At 52.5% G+C, this 18,672-nt stretch carries 23 protein-coding genes and 1 tRNA gene; 11 read left to right on the top strand and 13 right to left on the bottom strand.

What is annotated here, in order from left to right; genetic code table 11:
* From VLA04_04120 to rfbB, 5 genes are all read right to left on the bottom strand, one after another.
* Positions 1-708: nucleotide kinase domain-containing protein (locus VLA04_04120; GenBank protein ID HSI20853.1), on the bottom strand; the 708-nt coding region annotated here is incomplete at its 3' end.
* Positions 709-718: 10 nt separating this feature from the next.
* A complete protein-coding gene (locus VLA04_04115) occupies positions 719-1,600 on the bottom strand; it encodes a DUF922 domain-containing protein (GenBank protein HSI20852.1) in 882 nt (293 codons plus the stop codon).
* A 47-nt stretch (positions 1,601-1,647) separates the two neighbouring features.
* On the bottom strand, positions 1,648-2,451 hold the full coding sequence (locus VLA04_04110; GenBank protein ID HSI20851.1) for a hypothetical protein: 804 nt from the start codon (positions 2,449-2,451) through the stop codon (positions 1,648-1,650).
* Positions 2,452-2,466: 15 nt separating this feature from the next.
* Positions 2,467-3,345: a glucose-1-phosphate thymidylyltransferase RfbA gene (gene rfbA / locus VLA04_04105; protein HSI20850.1), complete on the bottom strand. Its 879-nt coding sequence runs from the start codon at positions 3,343-3,345 to the stop codon at positions 2,467-2,469.
* Entirely contained in the window at positions 3,342-4,298 is a 957-nt protein-coding gene (rfbB, locus tag VLA04_04100; protein ID HSI20849.1) for a dTDP-glucose 4,6-dehydratase, read from the bottom strand. Before rfbB ends, rfbA begins: the two co-directional genes overlap by 4 nt.
* Before the next feature lie 468 nt (positions 4,299-4,766).
* On the opposite strand from rfbB, the gene VLA04_04095 reads away from it, so the two are divergent.
* A tRNA-Arg gene (locus VLA04_04095) sits at positions 4,767-4,842 on the top strand.
* Positions 4,843-4,960: 118 nt separating this feature from the next.
* Here the strand turns inward: VLA04_04095 and VLA04_04090 are convergent.
* Positions 4,961-5,539 carry a hypothetical protein gene (locus tag VLA04_04090; GenBank protein ID HSI20848.1) on the bottom strand — a complete coding sequence of 193 codons (579 nt, stop codon included), beginning with the start codon at positions 5,537-5,539 and terminating at the stop codon, positions 4,961-4,963.
* 151 nt (positions 5,540-5,690) lie between these two features.
* On the opposite strand from VLA04_04090, the gene VLA04_04085 reads away from it, so the two are divergent.
* Positions 5,691-6,293, top strand: coding sequence for a histidine phosphatase family protein (locus tag VLA04_04085; GenBank protein HSI20847.1), 603 nt, complete (start codon positions 5,691-5,693; stop codon positions 6,291-6,293).
* Here VLA04_04085 and VLA04_04080 read toward each other — a convergent pair.
* Complete coding sequence (locus VLA04_04080; protein HSI20846.1) at positions 6,290-6,889, bottom strand: hypothetical protein; 600 nt, start codon at positions 6,887-6,889, stop codon at positions 6,290-6,292. The two genes, VLA04_04085 and VLA04_04080, sit on opposite strands and share 4 nt — an antisense overlap.
* A complete protein-coding gene (locus VLA04_04075; protein ID HSI20845.1) occupies positions 6,890-8,125 on the bottom strand; it encodes a phospholipid carrier-dependent glycosyltransferase in 1,236 nt (411 codons plus the stop codon).
* 89 nt (positions 8,126-8,214) lie between these two features.
* Between VLA04_04075 and VLA04_04070 the strand changes: the two genes are divergently transcribed.
* The 7 genes from VLA04_04070 (at position 8,215) to VLA04_04040 (ending at position 12,844) form a co-directional block, all read left to right on the top strand.
* Positions 8,215-8,601 (top strand): Hsp20/alpha crystallin family protein, encoded by a 387-nt coding sequence (locus VLA04_04070; GenBank protein HSI20844.1) that lies wholly within the window; start codon positions 8,215-8,217, stop codon positions 8,599-8,601.
* Positions 8,602-8,616: 15 nt separating this feature from the next.
* Positions 8,617-9,498, top strand: a complete 882-nt coding sequence (locus VLA04_04065) for a UTP--glucose-1-phosphate uridylyltransferase (protein HSI20843.1) — start codon at positions 8,617-8,619, stop codon at positions 9,496-9,498.
* 10 nt (positions 9,499-9,508) lie between these two features.
* A complete protein-coding gene (locus tag VLA04_04060; GenBank protein HSI20842.1) occupies positions 9,509-10,921 on the top strand; it encodes an extracellular solute-binding protein in 1,413 nt (470 codons plus the stop codon).
* Entirely contained in the window at positions 10,914-11,249 is a 336-nt protein-coding gene (locus tag VLA04_04055) for a hypothetical protein (protein ID HSI20841.1), read from the top strand. Before VLA04_04060 ends, VLA04_04055 begins: the two co-directional genes overlap by 8 nt.
* The gene (locus tag VLA04_04050) at positions 11,249-11,950 is read left to right on the top strand and encodes a hypothetical protein (GenBank protein HSI20840.1); all 702 of its coding nucleotides are present in this window, start codon (positions 11,249-11,251) and stop codon (positions 11,948-11,950) included. The genes VLA04_04055 and VLA04_04050 overlap by 1 nt, the downstream gene beginning before the upstream one ends.
* 1 nt (position 11,951) lies before the next feature.
* On the top strand, positions 11,952-12,344 hold the full coding sequence (locus VLA04_04045) for a hypothetical protein (GenBank protein ID HSI20839.1): 393 nt from the start codon (positions 11,952-11,954) through the stop codon (positions 12,342-12,344).
* 65 nt (positions 12,345-12,409) lie between these two features.
* The gene (locus VLA04_04040) at positions 12,410-12,844 is read left to right on the top strand and encodes a pilin (protein HSI20838.1); all 435 of its coding nucleotides are present in this window, start codon (positions 12,410-12,412) and stop codon (positions 12,842-12,844) included.
* A gap of 67 nt (positions 12,845-12,911) precedes the next feature.
* On the opposite strand, the gene VLA04_04035 is transcribed toward VLA04_04040, so the two are convergent.
* The 3 genes from VLA04_04035 to VLA04_04025 form a co-directional block, all read right to left on the bottom strand.
* On the bottom strand, positions 12,912-13,718 hold the full coding sequence (locus VLA04_04035; protein ID HSI20837.1) for a hypothetical protein: 807 nt from the start codon (positions 13,716-13,718) through the stop codon (positions 12,912-12,914).
* A gap of 63 nt (positions 13,719-13,781) precedes the next feature.
* Positions 13,782-14,192, bottom strand: coding sequence for a septum formation initiator family protein (locus tag VLA04_04030; GenBank protein HSI20836.1), 411 nt, complete (start codon positions 14,190-14,192; stop codon positions 13,782-13,784).
* A gap of 162 nt (positions 14,193-14,354) precedes the next feature.
* Complete coding sequence (locus VLA04_04025; GenBank protein ID HSI20835.1) at positions 14,355-14,912, bottom strand: CAP domain-containing protein; 558 nt, start codon at positions 14,910-14,912, stop codon at positions 14,355-14,357.
* A gap of 235 nt (positions 14,913-15,147) precedes the next feature.
* Between VLA04_04025 and VLA04_04020 the strand changes: the two genes are divergently transcribed.
* Positions 15,148-16,863, top strand: a complete 1,716-nt coding sequence (locus VLA04_04020; protein ID HSI20834.1) for a cation:proton antiporter — start codon at positions 15,148-15,150, stop codon at positions 16,861-16,863.
* Positions 16,864-17,136: 273 nt separating this feature from the next.
* On the top strand, positions 17,137-17,508 hold the full coding sequence (locus VLA04_04015) for a pilin (GenBank protein ID HSI20833.1): 372 nt from the start codon (positions 17,137-17,139) through the stop codon (positions 17,506-17,508).
* On the opposite strand, the gene VLA04_04010 is transcribed toward VLA04_04015, so the two are convergent.
* Both VLA04_04010 and VLA04_04005 read right to left on the bottom strand, forming a co-directional pair.
* Complete coding sequence (locus VLA04_04010; protein ID HSI20832.1) at positions 17,505-18,053, bottom strand: cob(I)yrinic acid a,c-diamide adenosyltransferase; 549 nt, start codon at positions 18,051-18,053, stop codon at positions 17,505-17,507. The two genes, VLA04_04015 and VLA04_04010, sit on opposite strands and share 4 nt — an antisense overlap.
* A 122-nt stretch (positions 18,054-18,175) precedes the next feature.
* Positions 18,176-18,667 carry a signal peptidase I gene (locus tag VLA04_04005; GenBank protein ID HSI20831.1) on the bottom strand — a complete coding sequence of 164 codons (492 nt, stop codon included), beginning with the start codon at positions 18,665-18,667 and terminating at the stop codon, positions 18,176-18,178.
* Positions 18,668-18,672 lie beyond the last annotated feature (5 nt).

The following is an 18,672-nucleotide window of genomic DNA, read 5'->3' as shown; positions in this document are numbered from 1 at the left end:
AACCATCCACATAATGACTTCTGCAGGAGAGTGGTCACCAATACTGGTGAAGCACTTCTTAATCCCACGGACTGCACCTGGCCCTGGCACGGTAAAATCGTTCTCACTAAAATCAAACAGCTCTGAATAGTTGAGGTCGATAGCCATTTGGTAGGCCATAAAGTTACCAAGAAGTGGCAGCTTTCGGAGCTCCAGAAACAGCTCCTCCAAAGAAGGGGCACTCAACAGCTTCTGGGCCACATCACTCTCTCGAAAGATATATTCCAGCAGGGCTAAATGGTTCTTATGTTTTTCATCAAACCCAAAAGCCTTATTGGCACAGAGGATAAAGGCATTCCCGTAGATGGGGCCCTTCCCTTTCAGCTTTTCCAGCGCCTCACTGTACCGGCCAGGGGTAAAGGTGGCCAAGGAAATACTACCCACCTCCGCCTCTAAATCCCGCCAGGTTTCAATGCGGTTAAGGAGCCGGAAGAGAAGGATGCGGAACAGCATGTCTTCCGGCTTAAAGGTTCCCGAATAAATGACGTCTTTGATGAGGAATTGTGACACACGGTCGCAAGCACGGTAGGTGTTACAGAATTTGTACTCCTGCAGTATGAGGTCGTCCGTATAAGGCGGCGCTTCCCCGTTCAAACGCGCAAAAAAGATACGCTGGCGCTCTGCCGCGTAGTACCAGTAGGTTTCGTAGATCCCTGGATGTGGTTCCATTGCCACCACGCTAGTCCGACAACACGTTTGGATAAATGAGCTGCGTATTCCCGCTTCCCGTTTGTGCATCATACTGCTGCCCCATGATGTCCATTGAGTTAATAATGGCAGGGACATCAACCTCCACTCTTGCACTCACGTCAGAACACGATGCATACGAAGGCAGGGCATCAAAGTAGTCTGTTACTTTCTGGGCTGTTTGAGCCCCGTGCGCGCGGTGACCCTCCTCATGGACAACCATGGATTTGTCATAATTTGTCCAACGAGTTCTAAGGTCCTGCGAGGAGGAGGGCCCGTCATTCCATCGGGGATAAAAAATATCCACATTCCGATGCGTCACATACCTGTCCACAGCACATTGCCCATTTGAGGAGGTCAGCCAGTAACCATACTGCATTGAAATAAGCGTCAGGCCTTTGTTACTTTGCCCTCTGTAGTCTGGGCCACAGCGGTTCATCTGATCCACTATCTGCTGCCGGGTGAAACCGTAAATGTCATAGTATGTGGCACGGTATGTTTCAACATGCCGGACAGTTTGCGCAGTCAGTTCTGCTAGTGTCTTATCAGACAATGTTTCCACTTTCACTACCACGCAGTCTTGCGGCTGCGGTGTTGGGGTACTTACCGGCGAACTGGATGCCTTTGGCGCGGTTGTAGGAGTGGGCGTGGCAGAGGGTTCAGCTTCAGCAGGTGAAGCCGTCACCTCAGGCGAAAGGGAGGGTTCTGGTGTGGGCGTGGCATCCGTAACGGGGTACTGGGCATCCAGCGAAGCAATTTCTACTCGCTTAAAGGCAAAAGGATGGGACCGTCCCACGGCTGGACTCCCCACCACCATGGTGGAGGCAGTAAAAATGGTTGCCGCTAAAAGTATGCGCGCACGAAGAGGTGTCATACCTTGATCATAACGAAAGAAGGCCCCCACAGGGAGGCCTTCGTAATTTAGTCGAGTTCCAGGAAAGCACGTAGCTGCGGCGCAACTTCTTGCACCTGCGCCAAGTACTCTTCTTTGCTGCCGTTGTTATCGACCACAATGAACTTGTCTGGGAAATGGTGCCGGAACACCCGCCAGACCTTGAGCAAGTCACGCTCCGTCTCCGCCCGGATGTCATCTTTCCGCCGTATTTCGGCGTCAATGTAGACCATCTTCACGTTAACGTAGGGACCCAGGTGGCAGAACGGGTATTCGAAGTCCGAAAGCGTCCTGACTCCGGATATCACCCCATTGCGGGTATTGATGGACCGGAAGACCCGGTCAATCACCGCATGGGTATGCCCACCGTGCTCAGGGTCACGGGCCCACTGCATGTAGAGCGTGATGATCTTGGCAAACTTGCTCTTTAAGGTGTACGCACGGAGCTTCACCTCATCAGAGTCGTCCGGCCTGGGCAGCATCATTTCCGGCGAAAGGACCACACCCACAAAAAGGTGCCTGTCTCCCTCGTCAATGCGGGCACCGGCAAATACCCGCTGCTGCTCAACCGTAAGGTAATTCCACCAGGTGCAGACCTCGGGGATATACGCCGCCGACATCCCGTGCACTAATTCGGGCGGAAAAAGATGTTCAATCTCCCCCTTCCCAGCGCCGTTCACCCCTGCGATGAGCAAGATGTTCCGGGCAACGGGCGCATGGTGCGGCGTCTCAGTCTTTTTGCTTAAGGTAGCAATCCCTTCTGCTATTGAAGTTCCAAATTGATGTTCGATGCCAAATCCTCCTCGTGTCTCCACATCTGTGTGTTGTACCAAGGGGGTGCTCATCCGTCAAATATCCAACTTGCCGCTTGCCAGGTCTAACAAGTACTCGCCGTAAGCCGTCTTGCTGATCTTCTCTCCCTGCTCCTTAACCTGACCGGCCGTAATGAAGCCCTTTTTGTAGGCAATTTCTTCCAGGCAGCCCACCTGGAGTCCTTGCCGCTTTTGTATGGTCATAATGAAGTTTGAAGCATCCAGCCAGGACTCATAGGTCCCGGTGTCCAACCAAGCAATACCCCGGTCCAAACGGCGTACCGCCAAGGTTCCCTCGCGCAAGTACCAGTTCTGGATTTCTGTAATCTCCAGCTCCCCGCGCGCCGAAGGCTTTGCCTCTTTGGCCGCCTGCACGGCACGCCCATCGAAGAAGTAGATCCCAACCAGGGCAAAGTGAGACTTGGGATGTTTTGGCTTCTCCTCAATTGAGAGCACGTTCCCTTTGTCATCAAATTCCACCACGCCGTAGCGCTCAGGGTCACTGACGCGGTAGCCAAAGATAACGCCGCCCTTTTCCAGCTTGGCCGCCTCTTGGACTTCTTCCTCTAGGCCATCGCCGTAAAAGACGTTGTCGCCAAGGATAAGGCAGGATGGCCCACCTGCCAAAAACTCTTCCGCCAACAGGTAGGCCTGTGCCAGTCCCTCCGGCTTCGGCTGTTCCTTATACTCCAACCGCATGCCAAACTGTGAACCGTCACCTAGAAGCTCTTGGTAGGTAGGTAAGTCGCGTGGCGTAGAAATGACCAACACCTCTTGGATGCCTGCCTGAAGCAGTACGGAAAGCGGGTAGTACACCATCGGCTTGTCGCCCACAGGAAGAAGCTGCTTGGAAATAACTTGGGTGGCAGGATAGAGGCGGGTACCAGATCCGCCCGCTAAGAGGATGCCTTTCATGCGTATACCTCTGGGTGATCCATATACCACTGAACTGTTTCCCCGAGGCCCGTTTCAAAGGTATGACGGCGCTCCCAACCCAATTCCCGCACTGCCTTTGAAGAATCGATGGCATAGCGAAGGTCATGGCCAGCCCGGTCTTCTACAAAGGAGATCAAGGACTCATCCTTACCGGTAAGCCCAAGTATCTCCTTCACAATCTGCAGGTTGGTACGCTCTGCGTCGCCACCTAGGCAGTACGTCTCACCCACTTTTCCTTTTTCCAGGATAAGCGCTATGCCGCGGCAGTGGTCTTCAACGTGGATCCAGTCCCGAACATTCTCCCCTTTGCCATACACAGGCAGCTTTTCGTCATCAAGCGCTTTCCCAACCATATGAGGGATAAGCTTCTCGGGATGCTGCCACGGGCCGTAGTTGTTCGTGCAGTTGGAAATGGTCACTGGCAGGCCAAACGTACGGAAATATGCCCGCACCAAGTGGTCGGCCCCTGCCTTGCTGGCAGAATACGGACTATGGGGATGGTACGGGGTCGTTTCTGAAAACTTGTCCGTGCTGGTGAGCTCCAACTCACCAAATACCTCATCCGTACTAATGTGATGGAAACGCTTCACTCCTGCGTCCCGGGCTGCTTCCAAAAGAGTGTGCGTACCCAAAATATTCGTACGGACAAAAGCGGCCGGACCTGTAATGGAGCGGTCAACATGGGTTTCGGCAGCAAAGTGGACAACCCAGTCCGCGCCTTCCATCGCCTTCTTTACCGCTACGGGATCGGCAATATCTCCGTGGATAAAGGTATACTTGTCACTTTTCTCAACGTCGGCCAAGGCCTTGGGGTTTGCTGCGTACGTCAACAAATCCAGGTTCACAATAGTGTCATCTGGATGTTCCCGATGCCACATGCGAATAAACGCACCCCCAATAAAACCTGTACCGCCCGTAATGAGTAGTTTCATGTGAAAAAGTAAGTTCAAAACCCACTCTAGCAGTGAACGCGAGGCTTTCCCAGACAAAAGAAAAAGAGCGCCCCGCTGGGCGCTCCTATGATTTGACTACCCATATGTCGGGGCATCATGAGGGTCTGGGACCCCTAAAGTACCCGATTGTGGCGCGTCTGGATTTTTTTGTTTCAAGGAAAGGCGAGGAACCTCCAAAAACTGGGATAGAGCGAACTCTTCTCTTCTGTTATAGCAAATCATTGCCAGAATACCAGGTTTAGGCTATAGTTCCTGAGTATTCCTCGTGTCGATGTTTATTTTGCCGGTAAGAGTTCGCGCTGCTTGTAAGAGTCGCGCTTGCGTTACTGCGTAACGCACGCACTCGGATCCAATTGTTTGCAGCGTCGCGCTTGCGTTACTGCGTAACGCAATACGCTCACTCGGATCCAGTCTCTGCAAGCTAGCTTGCTCGACTGTTCCTCGTTCGCGCTTGTAGCTCAGTGGATAGAGCGTCTGGTTGCGGTCCAGAAGGTCGCAGGTCCGATTCCTGCCAAGCGCACCAAAGAAAAAAGAGACCCTTGAGTCTCTTTTTTCTTTGGTGCTTTAGTGGAATGAAATGAGAAGGTGTCTTTAGGGTGGGAATAAAAAACCCTCCGAGATAATCGGAGGGAGTTTGTGAATCAGAAGTAGCGAGTGAAGAAGCAAGAGCCGGAGCTTCTTGCAAAGAGGTGAGGTCGCCGGCTGGTTGCAATGCTCCAGCCTTGACGACCTAATGAGTAGAGCCGAACCTCACGGATCGTGCCCGACACATCTCTGATCTGAAAGATATTGTCATTGCCGCTCAGGTCTAAGCCAGTGCTTAAGCCCGCAGCGTGACGCTCTAGCAAATCCCACACTGAGGCAAGGAAAGTTTCATTAGCCTCCTCGCCGCCCGCTTCCTTCAGTGCGGATTGATTTTGGTCCATCTTTCTAAGTCGAGACGCGCGGAGCGCATGTGCGGGGACATTCTCTTCAACCTTCCCTTGAAAGCCTTCGATGAACTCATCGCTCATGAAACCGATTTTGACACCGTTCTTGGTGCCGTAGGCGTACTTATCACTTGCAGAAAAAGATGCAACTGCGGGTACCACGATGATCGCGACCGGCTGCAGAAAGGTAGAAGGTTCCAAGGAAAAGGCGCTGACAACATGTCGATGTCGTGGGTGGCCAATTTCTTGCTGAACAGGTGCGAGTGGTTCGGATACTAAAGTTGTAATCAAATCTATCTCTTAAAGTACGGCGAAACTATACCATAAATAGGGCAATTTGTCAATCCCCTAGAAGCACCTCCTAACACTAATTCTCATGCGCTAGAACAGCGGAAGGGAGTGAGTACGATTCCTGCCAAGTACAATCTGTTACCCTAATTACATGCAAGACTCCAAGATTATCCTTGTCCGCCACGGCCTCACCGAGTGGAACGTCAAAGACCTCCGCCTCGGCAGTAGTGATATTATCTTGAACACTGATGGTGAAAAACAGGCGGAACGGAACGGAGCCTACCTAGCAGACACGCATCCCTACGCCATTTGGCATAGTGGCATGCAACGCACCAGGTACACAGCCGAAGTCATTGCCCGGCATACCCACACAACAAACATCACCGAAGATGTCAGGCTTCGCGAACGTGACCATGGCGACCTTGAGGGCACTCCAAGGGTGGTTGAGGGTGGCGTAGATGCAACAAGCCTACTCAGCCCTGAAGAGGCGGATACCCGTGGGGTAGAATCCATTGAGTCAACCTGGGCCAGGATCACAGACGTTTATGAGGACATCCGCAAGCAGGCATTGGAAGGGAATGGGACCATCATAGTGGTAGCGCATAATGCACCGATCCGTTTAATGCTTGCGTATGCTTCGAGCAAAGGGCCGGCTGCTCGTAGTGAATTTGCGTGTGAGTGCGGATCTATCGCGAGTATCTCTGTGGGAGAAACTGGCGATACGGTAGAGTTCACCAATCGTCTCCCTGCCTAAGGGTAGTTCTCAAAAGCAACTGTAACCGCCTCCGCTTCCCTTCCCAACGCTTCGCGACACGCCGCCAAAGTACTCCCAGTTGTACATAAGTCATCAACCAAAATGAGGCGCCTTTCTGGTACCACTGCACCTTTCCTTAGGACATACCCAGCGCCCCTAAGCCGCTCATTCCTATCCTTCCCCACCAGCGTCCCCTTAGCCGTCTTCACCAACAGGGAAGTATCTACGGACCAGCTTAATCGGCGCGCAATAGCACGGGCAATAAGTTCTGCCTGGTTATACCCGCGCTTTTTCTTATTGCCTAAGGATGTTGGAACGGGCACCAACACAGCCTCTTCACCCCAGGAGAAACCTGCGGGCCAAGCCATCGAAACCAAATCTTCTGCCACCTCATGGAGGCCGTGGTACTTCAAGCCATGAATGCCTTCGCGCACCACCTTTTCCCTAAAGGGTGCAAAGGCTGTTACACCGGGAGAAGCTTCTCGTGGCCACCCTTCCCTGTCCCAATCCCTACAACTGTGACAAACCCATGATCCCTCCTTCCCGCATCCCACGCAGAGGCGGGGGAAAAAGGAATCCAGGAACCAGGTGAGCATTTAGTAGATCCAGTGATGTATCCAGACGTGCTGCTTAAGGGCCTCAGCAGAAAGTTGCCACCACCCCACCGCAAACGGCATGAAGTACATTGATGCAATAAGGTAGAGGCCGCACAGTGCCAGCACCGTCCATGGGTCGCGACGGAAAAACTTGGCCAGCCAGTACGCCAGGATAATAAGGGCAAAGCCATACGCCGGTACATAGTGGTACAAAAAGACCACACGGTGGACAAGCGCCCACGGCAAGAAGGCTGCTGCCCAACCGAGGAGTGGCATCATCAGCGGATGTCCGCTAATTTTTACTTTTCGGACTACCCGCTCGTACGCTAAGTGCACAATACTCCCCACTACCGCCAGCGAGCTTGACCACCATACCAACGGGTTGCCCAGCGTTGTCATAAGCTGGACAGCCCCATCGGGAGCAGCATCGTAAATAAGCAGGACTGGACGGGAAAGGATGGGCCAACTCCACCAAGGGGAAGCATAGGGATGCGTATCCGTAAGGGCGGCGTGATACCGGGCAGCTTGAAGGTTCCAATCGTATATCCCCTGTAGCAAGTCAGGTACCCTGTCTACCCATTCACCTAATCCCACTACCACTAAGTAGACCGCAAATGACAACCACAGTGAGATAAGGAATTCGTTGAATTTCTCCTTCTTGTACGCCAGGTACGCTAAGGGGACGATTACCGCCAACCCTACCCACTTCACCGACAAGGTTAACCCCAGAAGGGTAGCCACGCCCAACATGGGCATCTCTCTTTTGTTCCGCACCATCGCCAGCAGCGTGGCAAACATAAAAAAGAACAGAATCCCATCCATGAGACCTGTCCTTGAGTAGGCAATGAATATCCCGTCTGTCGCTATGAGGAAAGCAATGAGGGCAGAAGCGAGCCGGTCCTTGGTCAACGCATACCAAAGCGCGGAAACCAACCAAATACTAAGCAACCCAAAGAGAAGTGGCATAATCCGCCAGCCAACCCCCGTGTCACCAAACAAAAGGATGCCACCAGCAATGATGAACTTGCCTAAGGGCGGATGCACATCAAAAACATCCACATGGTTCAGGTACTGCTGGGCAAAGACCGGGAAGTAGACCTCGTCAAAAACCCGTACGCCTGGGTAGGACAACCAGAACACACGGGCAAATATACCCACCAAAAGACCAAGCCCCAAGAGAAGGGTGAGCCACCGGACAACGGGGCGGTCAAAGGGAGGTGAAAAATGACGTTTCATACCCCTTACCTTAGCATGTCTACGGTTGCACGAGAGTACCCTCATCCCCCATACTGGAACAGAAGCAATCCAACCGACAAAGGAGGAGGATGAGCACCCTCAATGAAGAACCCATGGTAGATCCTGCTGACTGGATGGAAGAGATGGAAGGTCAGCTGGCAATCGATGTATATCAGACGCCTGACAATATTGTCATAAAGGCGCCTATTGCTGGCGTCCGCCAAGAAGACCTTGAAGTAAGCATCACCGACGAACAGGTAAGCATTAAGGGCGAACGGCACGATCACCAGAATGAGACTGTAGAGGGGTACCTTGTCCAAGAATGTTACTGGGGTTCTTTTTCCCGCACCTACCAGCTCCCTATCGCTGTAGATTCCGACAAAGCTCAGGCCCGTTTGGTGGATGGCATCCTTACTATTAGTATCCCTAAAGCAGCTAAGGCCCGGACACACACCATCTCGGTCCAAGTGGGCTAGCGACGCACCCCGTTTATGACAGACAAGATTAAGAAAATTGTTATCCCCGTGGCCGGTTACGGCACACGTTTTTTGCCGTTCACAAAGTCCATCCCCAAGGAAATGCTGCCGATCATCGACCGGCCGGTTATCCAATACATTGTGGAAGAGGCAGTCGCCGCTGGCATTGAGGAAGTGATCCTCATTACTGGTTACAGCAAGCGCGCCATTGAGGACTACTTCGATTACAACCTTGAGCTTGAGTACCTTCTGGACGGAAAGGGTAAGACCGCCGAAAAGAAACTTATCCGTGATATTTCTGATATCGCCAAGTTCATTTATGTCCGCCAAAAGGAACAGCTTGGCACGGGCCATGCCCTTCTCCAGGTAAAAGAGCTCATTAACGATGAGCCGTTCATGGTGGTTTCAGGTGACGACATTTGGCAGGGCAGTCCGTCCCGCCTTGAGCTTCTCCGTGATACCTACCACAAGTACCAAGCACCTACCCTTCTCACCCTGGAACGCTCCAACCCCACCGACTATGACAAGTACGGGTACGTGAAGACCGGGGAACAGCTGGATGACAAAACGTGGACTGTTACTGACTTCATTGAAAAGCCAGGCCAGGCACACGCCCACATGGTGGACCAGGCCACGTTCATTGGGTACGTGCTCACTCCAGACATCTTCCCGCTCCTAGAGAACCTCCAGCCAGGCAAGGGTGGTGAAATTTGGATGACAGACGCCATCCACCAACTTGCCCGCCAACGCCAGGTTGTTGCTGTTAACGGCGGCCACCTCAACTACTACGACTGCGGCAACAAGATGGACTACCTCAAGGCCGTAACCGAATTCGGGTTGAAACGTGAAGACATTGGTGAAGAATTCCGCAACTACCTCAAAAACCTCAATCTCTAAAGGGCATATCATGCACCGCTCTCAATCATTCCGAGACGCCGTTCGGCTTACAGGTCTCTTGGGCGTTCTCGTTTTGGTGGGACTCATGGCTACCGCATGTGGCTCCAACAACGGTGCTGCTACAAAAGCACCTCAGCTCAGGGTTTGGCGGGTAGATCAGAATGAAGATGTCATTGCAGATATCAAGACAGACTTCCTTGAGGCGAATAAGGGCGCTGACTTTTCCTACAAAAAGAAGAGCCTTGCTGGTTATGAACTGGCTGCACTCAAGTCCCTGAGCGCGCGCCAAGGGCCAGACATTTGGAGCATCCCTAACGATTGGCTTGGCGATCACAAAGCCCGCTTAGGCTGGCTGGGTGACACCTTCTTCCAAGAAGCTACAAAAGACGCTGAAGGTGGGCCATATAAACCAGTTGATTGGGTAAAGAAAATTTATCCTGCCGGTATTGCTGAATCAATTACCATTGATGGCCATGTGTACGGCCTTCCCACTGGCGTAGATACGCTCCGGCTTTACTACAACCCAGAAATCTTTGGGAACGCCTATGGGGAATACGAAGCGTCCCTCGGTGAAGACCCAAGCGACGAGCAGCTGCAACCCGTACAGAACCTCTTAAGTGGGTCCCCTCGGACTTGGGCTGCCCTAGTTGAACAGAGCAAGTACATTACCCGTCGGGACGGGGCAACCATTACGCGTTCAGCCATTGCCTTAGGCACGGCAGACAACTCCCCAAACACTGCGGACGTCCTTCAGCTGCTCATTATGCAAAACGATGGCCAGATTGTTTCTACGGACCACACCCGCGCACTCTTCCACATCCCCAAGACCACTCCCGCAGGCGTGTCAGTCCGCCCAGGTGAAAATGCCTTGGATTTCCTCACTTCCTTCTCCAACCCAAGCAAGTCAACCTACACCTGGAACCCGTCCATGCCTCAGGCCCTTGATGCTTTTGGACAGGGAAAGGTTGCGATGGTGATTGGGTTCACTGATTTTGAAAAGCAGCTCCGCACAAAGTACCCGCGGATGGAGTTTGAAGTTGCCCCAGTGCCGCAAATTAGCACTGCCCCGCTTCAGCCACAGGTTAACCTGATCCGTTTCTGGACAGAAACCATCCCACGTATTGCAGACAACCCACAGCTTGCACTCAACTTCCTGCGGCTTGAAGCAGCGTACGCTGATTCGCTTGCTTCAGAGGCAGGCCTTTCAAGCCCATACCTTGCCACGCTCGCAGAAGACCCTGAAGAGTTTCCTAACAAACAGATCCTCAACGGGAAGGCAGTCTATAAGAAAGACCGCGAACTGTTTGACGCTGCCTTCCGGCAGATGATCGTTGATGTTTCCCAAAATGGGCTCACGCCTGCCCAGGCTTTGGACAGTGGTTCGGAAAAGATTAACGTTCTCTTGGCCCAGCCAGATGAATAAGAGGCTTACAGAGTATCTCCATAACCTCCCCCGTCTCGCTGCCGCGGGGCTCATTAACTTGCCTCTTGGTGAAATAACACCAAAGGGGAGTGATCCAAACAGTTTACTACCTGCACTAGCCAACCGCCTGGCCGACATCATGTCCGCCATTGCGTATCCCCTGGCATTTGTAGGGATTGTTTACTCGGTCTACCTGCTCATTGCCAATAGCGGCAACCCTGATGCGTTCAAAACGACCAAGAAAAACATCGTCAACATTGCGGGTGGCATTTTTCTCCTGGTGTTCAGCGTGATTCTCTTTAACTTCGTGGCCAATATTTTCAACTGATGAGCCGCACTTTCTTAGGAAAAATCATCCCCACTCACGCAACGCCTCGCGTACAGCGCCGCGCCAAGCCGGCATGGTTTGCCCTGCTTGTATTGCCCGTGATGGCGGCAGGTGGGTTGCTTACCCTGCAAAGCAGCCAGCTTTCCCCTGAAAGTGGGCCTCGGACAACCGGAGGGGCGCTCTCCCGTTCCATTGCGGCAGGTGAAGAAGCTGCAGAAAAAACCCGCGTCCTGCGGGCAGAAGGCGGGGCTGCCGTTAACAATCCCTGTACCAAAGAAGCCGTAAGCAAGGCTTTTAAACGGCAGGGTGATGGGACATACGCCAAAGACGTCGTCCTCTTCCCCATTATTCCCGATGGCATACGTGGCGTAAAAGAAGATGGGACAACAGATATTGAAACGGTGTGCAGCCAAGGCTTTTGGACTCGCGATGTCCTTTACTGGTTTGGTTACAAAATCCTGGCCATCCTGAACTGGTTTGCCACCGCACTGGCCATCCTCCTTACCATGTACGCTGGCATCCTCTATATTTCTGGCTTTGCCAACGAGGGTAACCTAAAGACTGCCAAGGGCATACTTATTGGCACTTTCATGGGCCTTGGGCTGGTCTTCTTGGCCAAGGTCATCGTGTACAGTGCCGTGAACGTGGTGAGTAACGAAGACCCTCTGAAGATTGGCCTGCCCGTAGAGGTGAAAGGATAATATGATGGAACACCTCAAACACTGGATTCGAAAATCTGCCGCCTCACTTCCCCTGATGCCGGCTGTCATACCCGACCTCACCAAGAGGGTTACGCAGTCCCCGACCTGCCAAACCAACACAAGCACGGGCGTGGACCTAGTCAACTGCACCTTGGACAAGACCCTTTCCAACGGGTTGGATATTTTCTTTGCCGCCATTACCTCTCTCGCTATCATTTTCCTGTTAGTGGCGGGCATTCAGTATATCCAGGCTTACGGAAACGCCGATGCAGTGAAAACTGCCCGTCGCCGCATCACCAACATTGTGATCGCTATTATCCTCCTTGTAGCCACCTACACGGTGATAAACTTGATCACAAGACTGGCTGGATTTGCCGCTGGACAGGCCTCCTGATTTGACAGGAGAAAAGCCTGAAACCTACAATGGACTTATCACATCGCTTACAACCTAGGAGGTATATGTTTCAAAAGTTAAAGTTCCTGTACGCCGTAGTGGCAATTGGCGCAGCCGTTGGCACCCCGGTGATTGCCCACGCGGCTTCCCCGTTCTCGCTCCCTAAGCCAAAACAAAATCTGGATGGTGGTTCCACGCCTGAGACAACCCTTACCACCCTTGCAACGCGGGTTATCGATATCATCTTCCTCCTTGCGGGTATCCTTGCAGTTATCTACCTCCTCTGGAGCGGTATTCAGTACATCACTGCCGGTGGTAACGCTGACAAGGTAAAGGCTGCACGCCAAGGTATCATCAACGCCGTTATCGGTATCGTAGTGATCATGGCTGCCTTCTTCATTATCCGTATCGCAACCTCTACCCGCGGCTTCTTTGACAAAGGTGTGACAGGTACTACGACTACTACGCAAAGTACAACAGGCGGCGGACTGGGACAGTAAAAAGTTTGGACAAAAAGAAGAGGACCAGCGATTGCTGGTCCTCTTTAATGCCACCGCCTTGGCCCGACTATTTCAGTTGGGCAGCCAGGTCGGCTACGATCTCGTTCGCCATCTCACGAATGATCTTCCGGATATTTCCGGGAATACTCGGCCGGCTTCTTTCCGAATAGCTTCCACCGACGCTCCCTACATTGAGGAAGCGCAGAATGTTACGCTCGTCGTTGACCTCAAGCTCCACGTCCTTGCCGAGTGTCATGGGGACGGTGCGCTCTTTCGGGGTAGAAGATGCGACGCTGATCCGGTCCCAGCCAAAGCAGTCTACTGAGCCGGAAAGCTTCAGGACCACCTTGCTGTCGCCGAGTCCAATCTGGACACCACGGCCGGAGATGGTACCTCCCCGCGCGCCCGTATCAAGGGTGAGCTGGAAGTTTACCGTGCCAATGAGGCCGGGATCAGCAACCCTTGAGTCGTCAGTGACGAGCACGAGGTCAGCAGGTAGCCCAAAGGCCGCCAACGCTTCGAGGCGAGCAGCAGTCGTCCCCTTATGGTGGGGCAACTTGATCTTGGTCGCTGCAGAGGCAATCTCTTCTTTGAAGATCCTCGCTAACTCCGAGGGGACCGTCTCCTGCTCGTAGTATCCGTCAAAATCATACGTTAACGTAGTCGACGGTGGAAGCCAGGTCATGAAATAGATGCCGGCGGCAAGCGCCGACCTCAGGTCCGAAGGACGAGCTCCAGACTGGGACTTGTTGAGGCGCGAGTTAGCTCTCGCGCTTTCCTGGACATCGATGTCCTCCTGCGCCGAAGCGAAGGAAGCGAAGATGCCGAGTACTGCGAGAACTGCGATTAGGCGGGTTTTCAAACTAACAATCATTGCCGGGACTATACCATAAAAAGGCCCTTATGTCAAGGTCTAGGAGCCGGTTTCCAGGTTAAGCTAGGCGCGAGTGCTGCGCCCTAAAAGGTAGTCAAACCACTGTCTCCACGTAGGGAGGCTGGTGCGAGGGTCAGACTGTTCACGCAAAGCGACTTCCGCCTCTTCAGCCTTCTTCCCTATTGCCGATTCAGGGAGAGCGTACACTTTTTCGTCAGGCATGCGCAGCAAGAGACTACGGCGGAGTTCTTTCTCCCGGAAGGCATCGGTCTTATAGTAAACCACCAGCGCCTCTAGCCGTTCCCGTTCCTGTTTGGCCTGTGCTAACTCAGCCCGCAAGGCTTTGCTATCCTGCTGTGCCTGGTAATTACGGTAAATAGCTTGCCCAGCAAGCACGGAAAAATACACAGCTAAAGCCACTAGCCAGATGTAGCTGAAAGATCCCTGGAGCCAAGTTAAGAGACGCCGGAACATACCTGCACATTATACCACCCCATAAGAACTGTCACACTTTGAGAAATGATCGGCTTTGCGCGTCAATTATGCGCAAAACGCAGTCTCTCAGGGTGTAGCAGTTCTTAATGCACCGTTGGATACAAAAAAAGAGCCCTCAAGGGCTCACCTAGTCCTGTCCAATTATTTCCCGCCAAACATTTGAACCGTAAGCATAACGCGCTCACCATCTTCATTGATAATCTCAGCGTCGGCAAAACCAACCTCGGTGTAATCTGGGGAAAGTAGGTTGGCACGGTGGGATGGGCTTTCCATCCAAGCTTTGGTAATGCCATTAACCGTACGGAAACCACGGGCAAGGTTCTCACCTGCAACCTTATAGGTATATCCAGCCTCCTTAATGAAGTCCCAAGGAGCCTTGTTATCACTTGGGCGGTAATGGTCCCAATACCCCTTTTCACGCATATCAACCACCTTGCGGGCAGCAGCGGCATTGAGGAGGGGGTTTACCGCAAGCTCGTTAAGGCCTGCAGCACGGCGTTCCTGATTGGTAGCCTGGAGCAGGTCGTTGACCGCAAAACGCTCCGCAACAACTAGTCCCCCGTTGGCAGGCATGGCGTGGGCGGTACCGATCTGCACAAAACTAACCAAAGACGGGGCAGTCGTCAGGGTAATGAGACGGATGCTCAACGTGAATGGCAGGATGCGGCGGTGGATTTCGCCAAGACCAACGAAGGTCATGATTTTTGTTTTTGTATTTGTTTTGTATTTCCACAACTTTTTGTTTTGGAAATTAAATTAGTATACGTCCAAACCGGTCAATTGTCAATGTGCTAAACCTGGAAATCTATAGCGGGTGATGCATTTGTGGCTTACCAAAGCCACAAACATTGCGCTAAGAAGACAAACCCCTTCACTCAGTAGCGCCCATTTCCAAATACCGGAAATTCAGGTGTTTTTCTTATATACTAAAGGGGTGAATCACTACTTTACTGAGATTGGGGGCATTCTCATTTTGGCTGCCGCACTGGCTGTTCTGGTGCGACTTTTTCGTCTTCCCCCACTCATTGGGTACATCGCCACCGGACTTGTCCTAGGCCCACTTGGTTTCAACTACATCAAGAGTGGTGGTGAACTCCTGGAAACCCTTACCCAGATCGGCATTGCTTTCCTTTTGTTCCTCGTTGGCTTGGAACTGGACTGGGTAAAGGCCAAGAACGTCTTCAAGGCGGCTTCTTTCCTAGCTGTCACCCAGGCCATAGGCTACTTTGCCGCAGGTATGGTATTGGCGATGCTCACCCATCAAAGCTTCCTCACCGGTGTTTACCTGGGGGCGGCACTGAGCTTTGCTTCAACCGTGGTTGTCATCAAGTTCCTCAGCGAAGCCCGCGACCTTAACTCACTCCACGGTCGCCTAGCTATTGGTATCCTTCTCGTTGAAGACATCATCGCCATTATTGCCCTAGTGCTCATCTCGGGCCTCTCAGGGGCTTCCGCCTTGGACTTGGGCCAGCAAATCTTCCTTCTCCTAGTGAAGACCGCTGCCATGCTTACGCTTATCTGGACGATGTCCCAGTACATCTTCCCTCTCCTCTTTGCAAAGCTGGCCAAGTCTTCTGAGATCCTGTTTGTAAGCAGCATTGCCTGGTGCTTCCTCTTTGCCATTACTATGGAGAAGTTCGATTTCCCTATCGAGATTGGCGCCTTCCTGGCAGGTATCAGCCTGGCCGCACTGCCCTACAGCCTGGAAATTATTACCCGCCTCCGAAGCCTGCGCGACTTCTTCCTCATCCTCTTCTTTGTAGGGCTAGGGGCGCATTTGGTGCTGCCAGTTGGGCAATATGCCCTCCTCACCATTGGCCTCACCATCTTGGCAGTCCTCGTGAAGCCAGTTATCAGCTTCCTTACCCTGACCGCCAACAAGTACCGCAGCCGCACCGCCTTCCTTACCGCAGTCACCCAGAGCCAAATTTCCGAGTTCTCCCTTATCCTTATTACCCTCGGTGTGCGCCAAGGCCAGGTATCGGCGGAGATATCCTCTGCCGTCACTTTCACGATGGTTGCTTCCGTCTTCTTCTCAACTATCCTGTTTGGACACCGGAACGCCTTGTACCGCCTCCTACGCAAGCCTCTCACCTCCTTGGAGCGGCACTCCCATGACCACCACGAGCATGTCACGGCAGAGATTGAGGAACGCCTCACTGACCACATCGTTATCTTTGGCTACCACCGCATGGGGTATCACATCCTGAAGAAGCTCCACCAGCTGCATCATCGCACCGTAGTTGTAGACTTTAACCCAGAGATAATCAGTAAGCTCCGCTCAGTAGGAATCGACTGTGTTTACGGCGATGTGGAAGACGATGAGATCTTTGATGCCATCCACATGGAACGTGCCTCCATGGTTGTCTCCACCATCCCTCACCACGAGGAAACGCTCTTCCTCATCGAGCAGATCAAGAAAAAGAACCCTAAGGTTAAGCTCATTGTGACCGCTCATGAGATTGACTATGCGCTCGCTTACTACGCCAAGGGTGCCGACTACGTCATTCTGCCCCACCTTCTAGGGGGCGAACACGTTGCAGACCTTATTACCCAATACCAAACCCACTCCCTAGGCCGGTACATGCGTCACCGCGCTGAAGAAGTGAAGCTGTTGCGTGCCAAGAACCATACCCTTTACTTTGATTAGTCGGTAATCGGCAGCTGATACAAACAAAAGCACCTGGAAACAGGTGCTTTTTTGGCGCCCTGTAAGGCCCTGAGAGGGCTGGGGCTTGCCACACGAAGGAGGGGTAGTAACCCAAATTACACTCAGTCTCCAGGTTTAAAGTATTTTTGTATGATATCATCATACCTTTTCAAACCTATGTTCGGTTTATTGTTTCCACACTGTTTTCCACATGGGGAAAGAATTGGGGAAAGAATGTTTGTATTCAAAAAAAGCGCTTCGTATACTGAAGCTATGAGTTTCCTCCACTACTTGCTTCCAATAGCCCAGGCTGCGGATATTTCCATTAAGCCTAAAGGAACCCCTGATCCTTCTGGTGGTGCCAATGCCATTTCGCTTATTGAAAAAATGACCACAAACATTGTGGACTTCCTTTTCCTGATTGGAGGGATACTCGCAATCATCTACCTCCTCTGGAGCGGCATCACCTATATCACCGCTGGAGGCAGTGCAGAAAAAGCAAAGCTAGCCCGGTCCGGCATTATTAACGCCGTTATCGGGATCATCGTTATGATGGGCACCTTCTTTATCATCCGGCTCGCCACCACATTCGGGAACTTTGCCTCAACCGCAGATACCCCGGCCACGCCTGCAAAGAAACCCTAGCTTGCGTGCAACTCCTCTTCTGGGGAACCATCTTGGTGGTTAGCCGTGCGAGCTAATACAAACAAGAGGTCGGACAGCCGGTTAAGGTAGGTGCGCACTACTTGTGATACGTTTTCTGTATGCGCTAACCCTATTACGGAACGCTCTGCCCTTCTCCCCACCGTACGGGCAACATGCAAGTGGGCGCCAAGTAGTGCGCCACCTTGCACGATAAAAGCCGTAAGGACCGGAAGGGTGGCATCGAAGGCATCTATGGACTCTTCCAGCCAAACGACCCGCTCCAAGCCCAGTACAGGGTCCTTGCGGGCCTTTTTTGTTTCCGTACGGGCAAGTTCCGCACAGATGACAAAGCAGTCCTGCTGGATGGCGTAGAGCACGTCACTAATGTCCGGTCTCTTATTGGCATACGCCCGGGCAAGGCCCAAAACCGCTTGAAGCTCGTCTACATCACCGTAAGCAACAATGCGCGGGTCATCTTTTGGCCGGCGCTCACCACCGTAAAGGCCCGTGTCACCCCCATCGCCTGTTTTTGTGTAGATCTTCATGCCGTCATGCTAGCAGGGATCGGAAAAGTGACATAGATCGACCATCAACCTATTATAAGAAATGGCATTAAAATTACGTTTTCCAGGTTAAAGTACTTTCCTCATTCTGAGGGTCGATGTAATTACCGACCCTCAGAAAAATGAGTGAAACTCTGTGCCGCCTCGCGTATGAGTGGAAGAACAATGAAGAGTAAGGTCACGAGTGCAAAGAAAAGGTACCCGGGAAGGGACTGGAGGGCAAAGGCCACGTGCCCGATATACGGGATTACAAGGCTTACCCTGCCCAGTACCGCCTCTGTAGGGATTTTCCACCCGTCGCCATTGGGGTTTGCATCTCCCTTTGTCTCCAAATACTCACCCCGACTGCTCTGGCGGACAGAGACTACCCTGTGCGTCACCGTTTCGTGCCTACTCCCCGGCAAGGGGAAGGTAACAATGTCCCCAACCCGGTACGCGTTTTGCGTACGTGTAATGATAAGGCTGCCCTTTGGCACATTTTTCCCCATACTCCCCGACACCACCACATAGGTTTTATGGGAAAGAACTGGAAAAGCTGTCAAAAGGGTAATTACTACCCCAACCAGGAAAAGAAGGGTGACTAAACGGTTAACCATTGCAC

The sequence above is a fragment of the Verrucomicrobiia bacterium genome (assembly GCA_035460805.1).
In the GTDB taxonomy this organism is placed as follows: domain Bacteria; phylum Patescibacteriota; class UBA1384; order CAILIB01; family CAILIB01; genus DATHWI01.
This window is presented reverse-complemented; position numbering and strand designations above follow the sequence as displayed.

Bases quoted from the DNA above. Each gene is read 5' to 3' on its own strand.
- VLA04_04115 (HSI20852.1), bottom strand. From the start codon at position 1,600: ATGACACCTCTTCGTGCGCGCATACTTTTAGCGGCAACCATTTTTACT.
- rfbA (HSI20850.1), bottom strand. From the start codon at position 3,345: ATGAAAGGCATCCTCTTAGCGGGCGGATCTGGTACCCGCCTCTATCCT.
- rfbB (HSI20849.1), bottom strand. From the start codon at position 4,298: ATGAAACTACTCATTACGGGCGGTACAGGTTTTATTGGGGGTGCGTTT.
- VLA04_04085 (HSI20847.1), top strand. From the start codon at position 5,691: ATGCAAGACTCCAAGATTATCCTTGTCCGCCACGGCCTCACCGAGTGG.
- VLA04_04080 (HSI20846.1), bottom strand. From the start codon at position 6,889: ATGCTCACCTGGTTCCTGGATTCCTTTTTCCCCCGCCTCTGCGTGGGA.
- VLA04_04075 (HSI20845.1), bottom strand. From the start codon at position 8,125: ATGAAACGTCATTTTTCACCTCCCTTTGACCGCCCCGTTGTCCGGTGG.
- VLA04_04070 (HSI20844.1), top strand. From the start codon at position 8,215: ATGAGCACCCTCAATGAAGAACCCATGGTAGATCCTGCTGACTGGATG.
- VLA04_04065 (HSI20843.1), top strand. From the start codon at position 8,617: ATGACAGACAAGATTAAGAAAATTGTTATCCCCGTGGCCGGTTACGGC.
- VLA04_04060 (HSI20842.1), top strand. From the start codon at position 9,509: ATGCACCGCTCTCAATCATTCCGAGACGCCGTTCGGCTTACAGGTCTC.
- VLA04_04055 (HSI20841.1), top strand. From the start codon at position 10,914: ATGAATAAGAGGCTTACAGAGTATCTCCATAACCTCCCCCGTCTCGCT.
- VLA04_04050 (HSI20840.1), top strand. From the start codon at position 11,249: ATGAGCCGCACTTTCTTAGGAAAAATCATCCCCACTCACGCAACGCCT.
- VLA04_04045 (HSI20839.1), top strand. From the start codon at position 11,952: ATGATGGAACACCTCAAACACTGGATTCGAAAATCTGCCGCCTCACTT.
- VLA04_04040 (HSI20838.1), top strand. From the start codon at position 12,410: ATGTTTCAAAAGTTAAAGTTCCTGTACGCCGTAGTGGCAATTGGCGCA.
- VLA04_04035 (HSI20837.1), bottom strand. From the start codon at position 13,718: ATGATTGTTAGTTTGAAAACCCGCCTAATCGCAGTTCTCGCAGTACTC.
- VLA04_04030 (HSI20836.1), bottom strand. From the start codon at position 14,192: ATGTTCCGGCGTCTCTTAACTTGGCTCCAGGGATCTTTCAGCTACATC.
- VLA04_04025 (HSI20835.1), bottom strand. From the start codon at position 14,912: ATGACCTTCGTTGGTCTTGGCGAAATCCACCGCCGCATCCTGCCATTC.
- VLA04_04015 (HSI20833.1), top strand. From the start codon at position 17,137: ATGAGTTTCCTCCACTACTTGCTTCCAATAGCCCAGGCTGCGGATATT.
- VLA04_04010 (HSI20832.1), bottom strand. From the start codon at position 18,053: ATGAAGATCTACACAAAAACAGGCGATGGGGGTGACACGGGCCTTTAC.
- VLA04_04005 (HSI20831.1), bottom strand. From the start codon at position 18,667: ATGGTTAACCGTTTAGTCACCCTTCTTTTCCTGGTTGGGGTAGTAATT.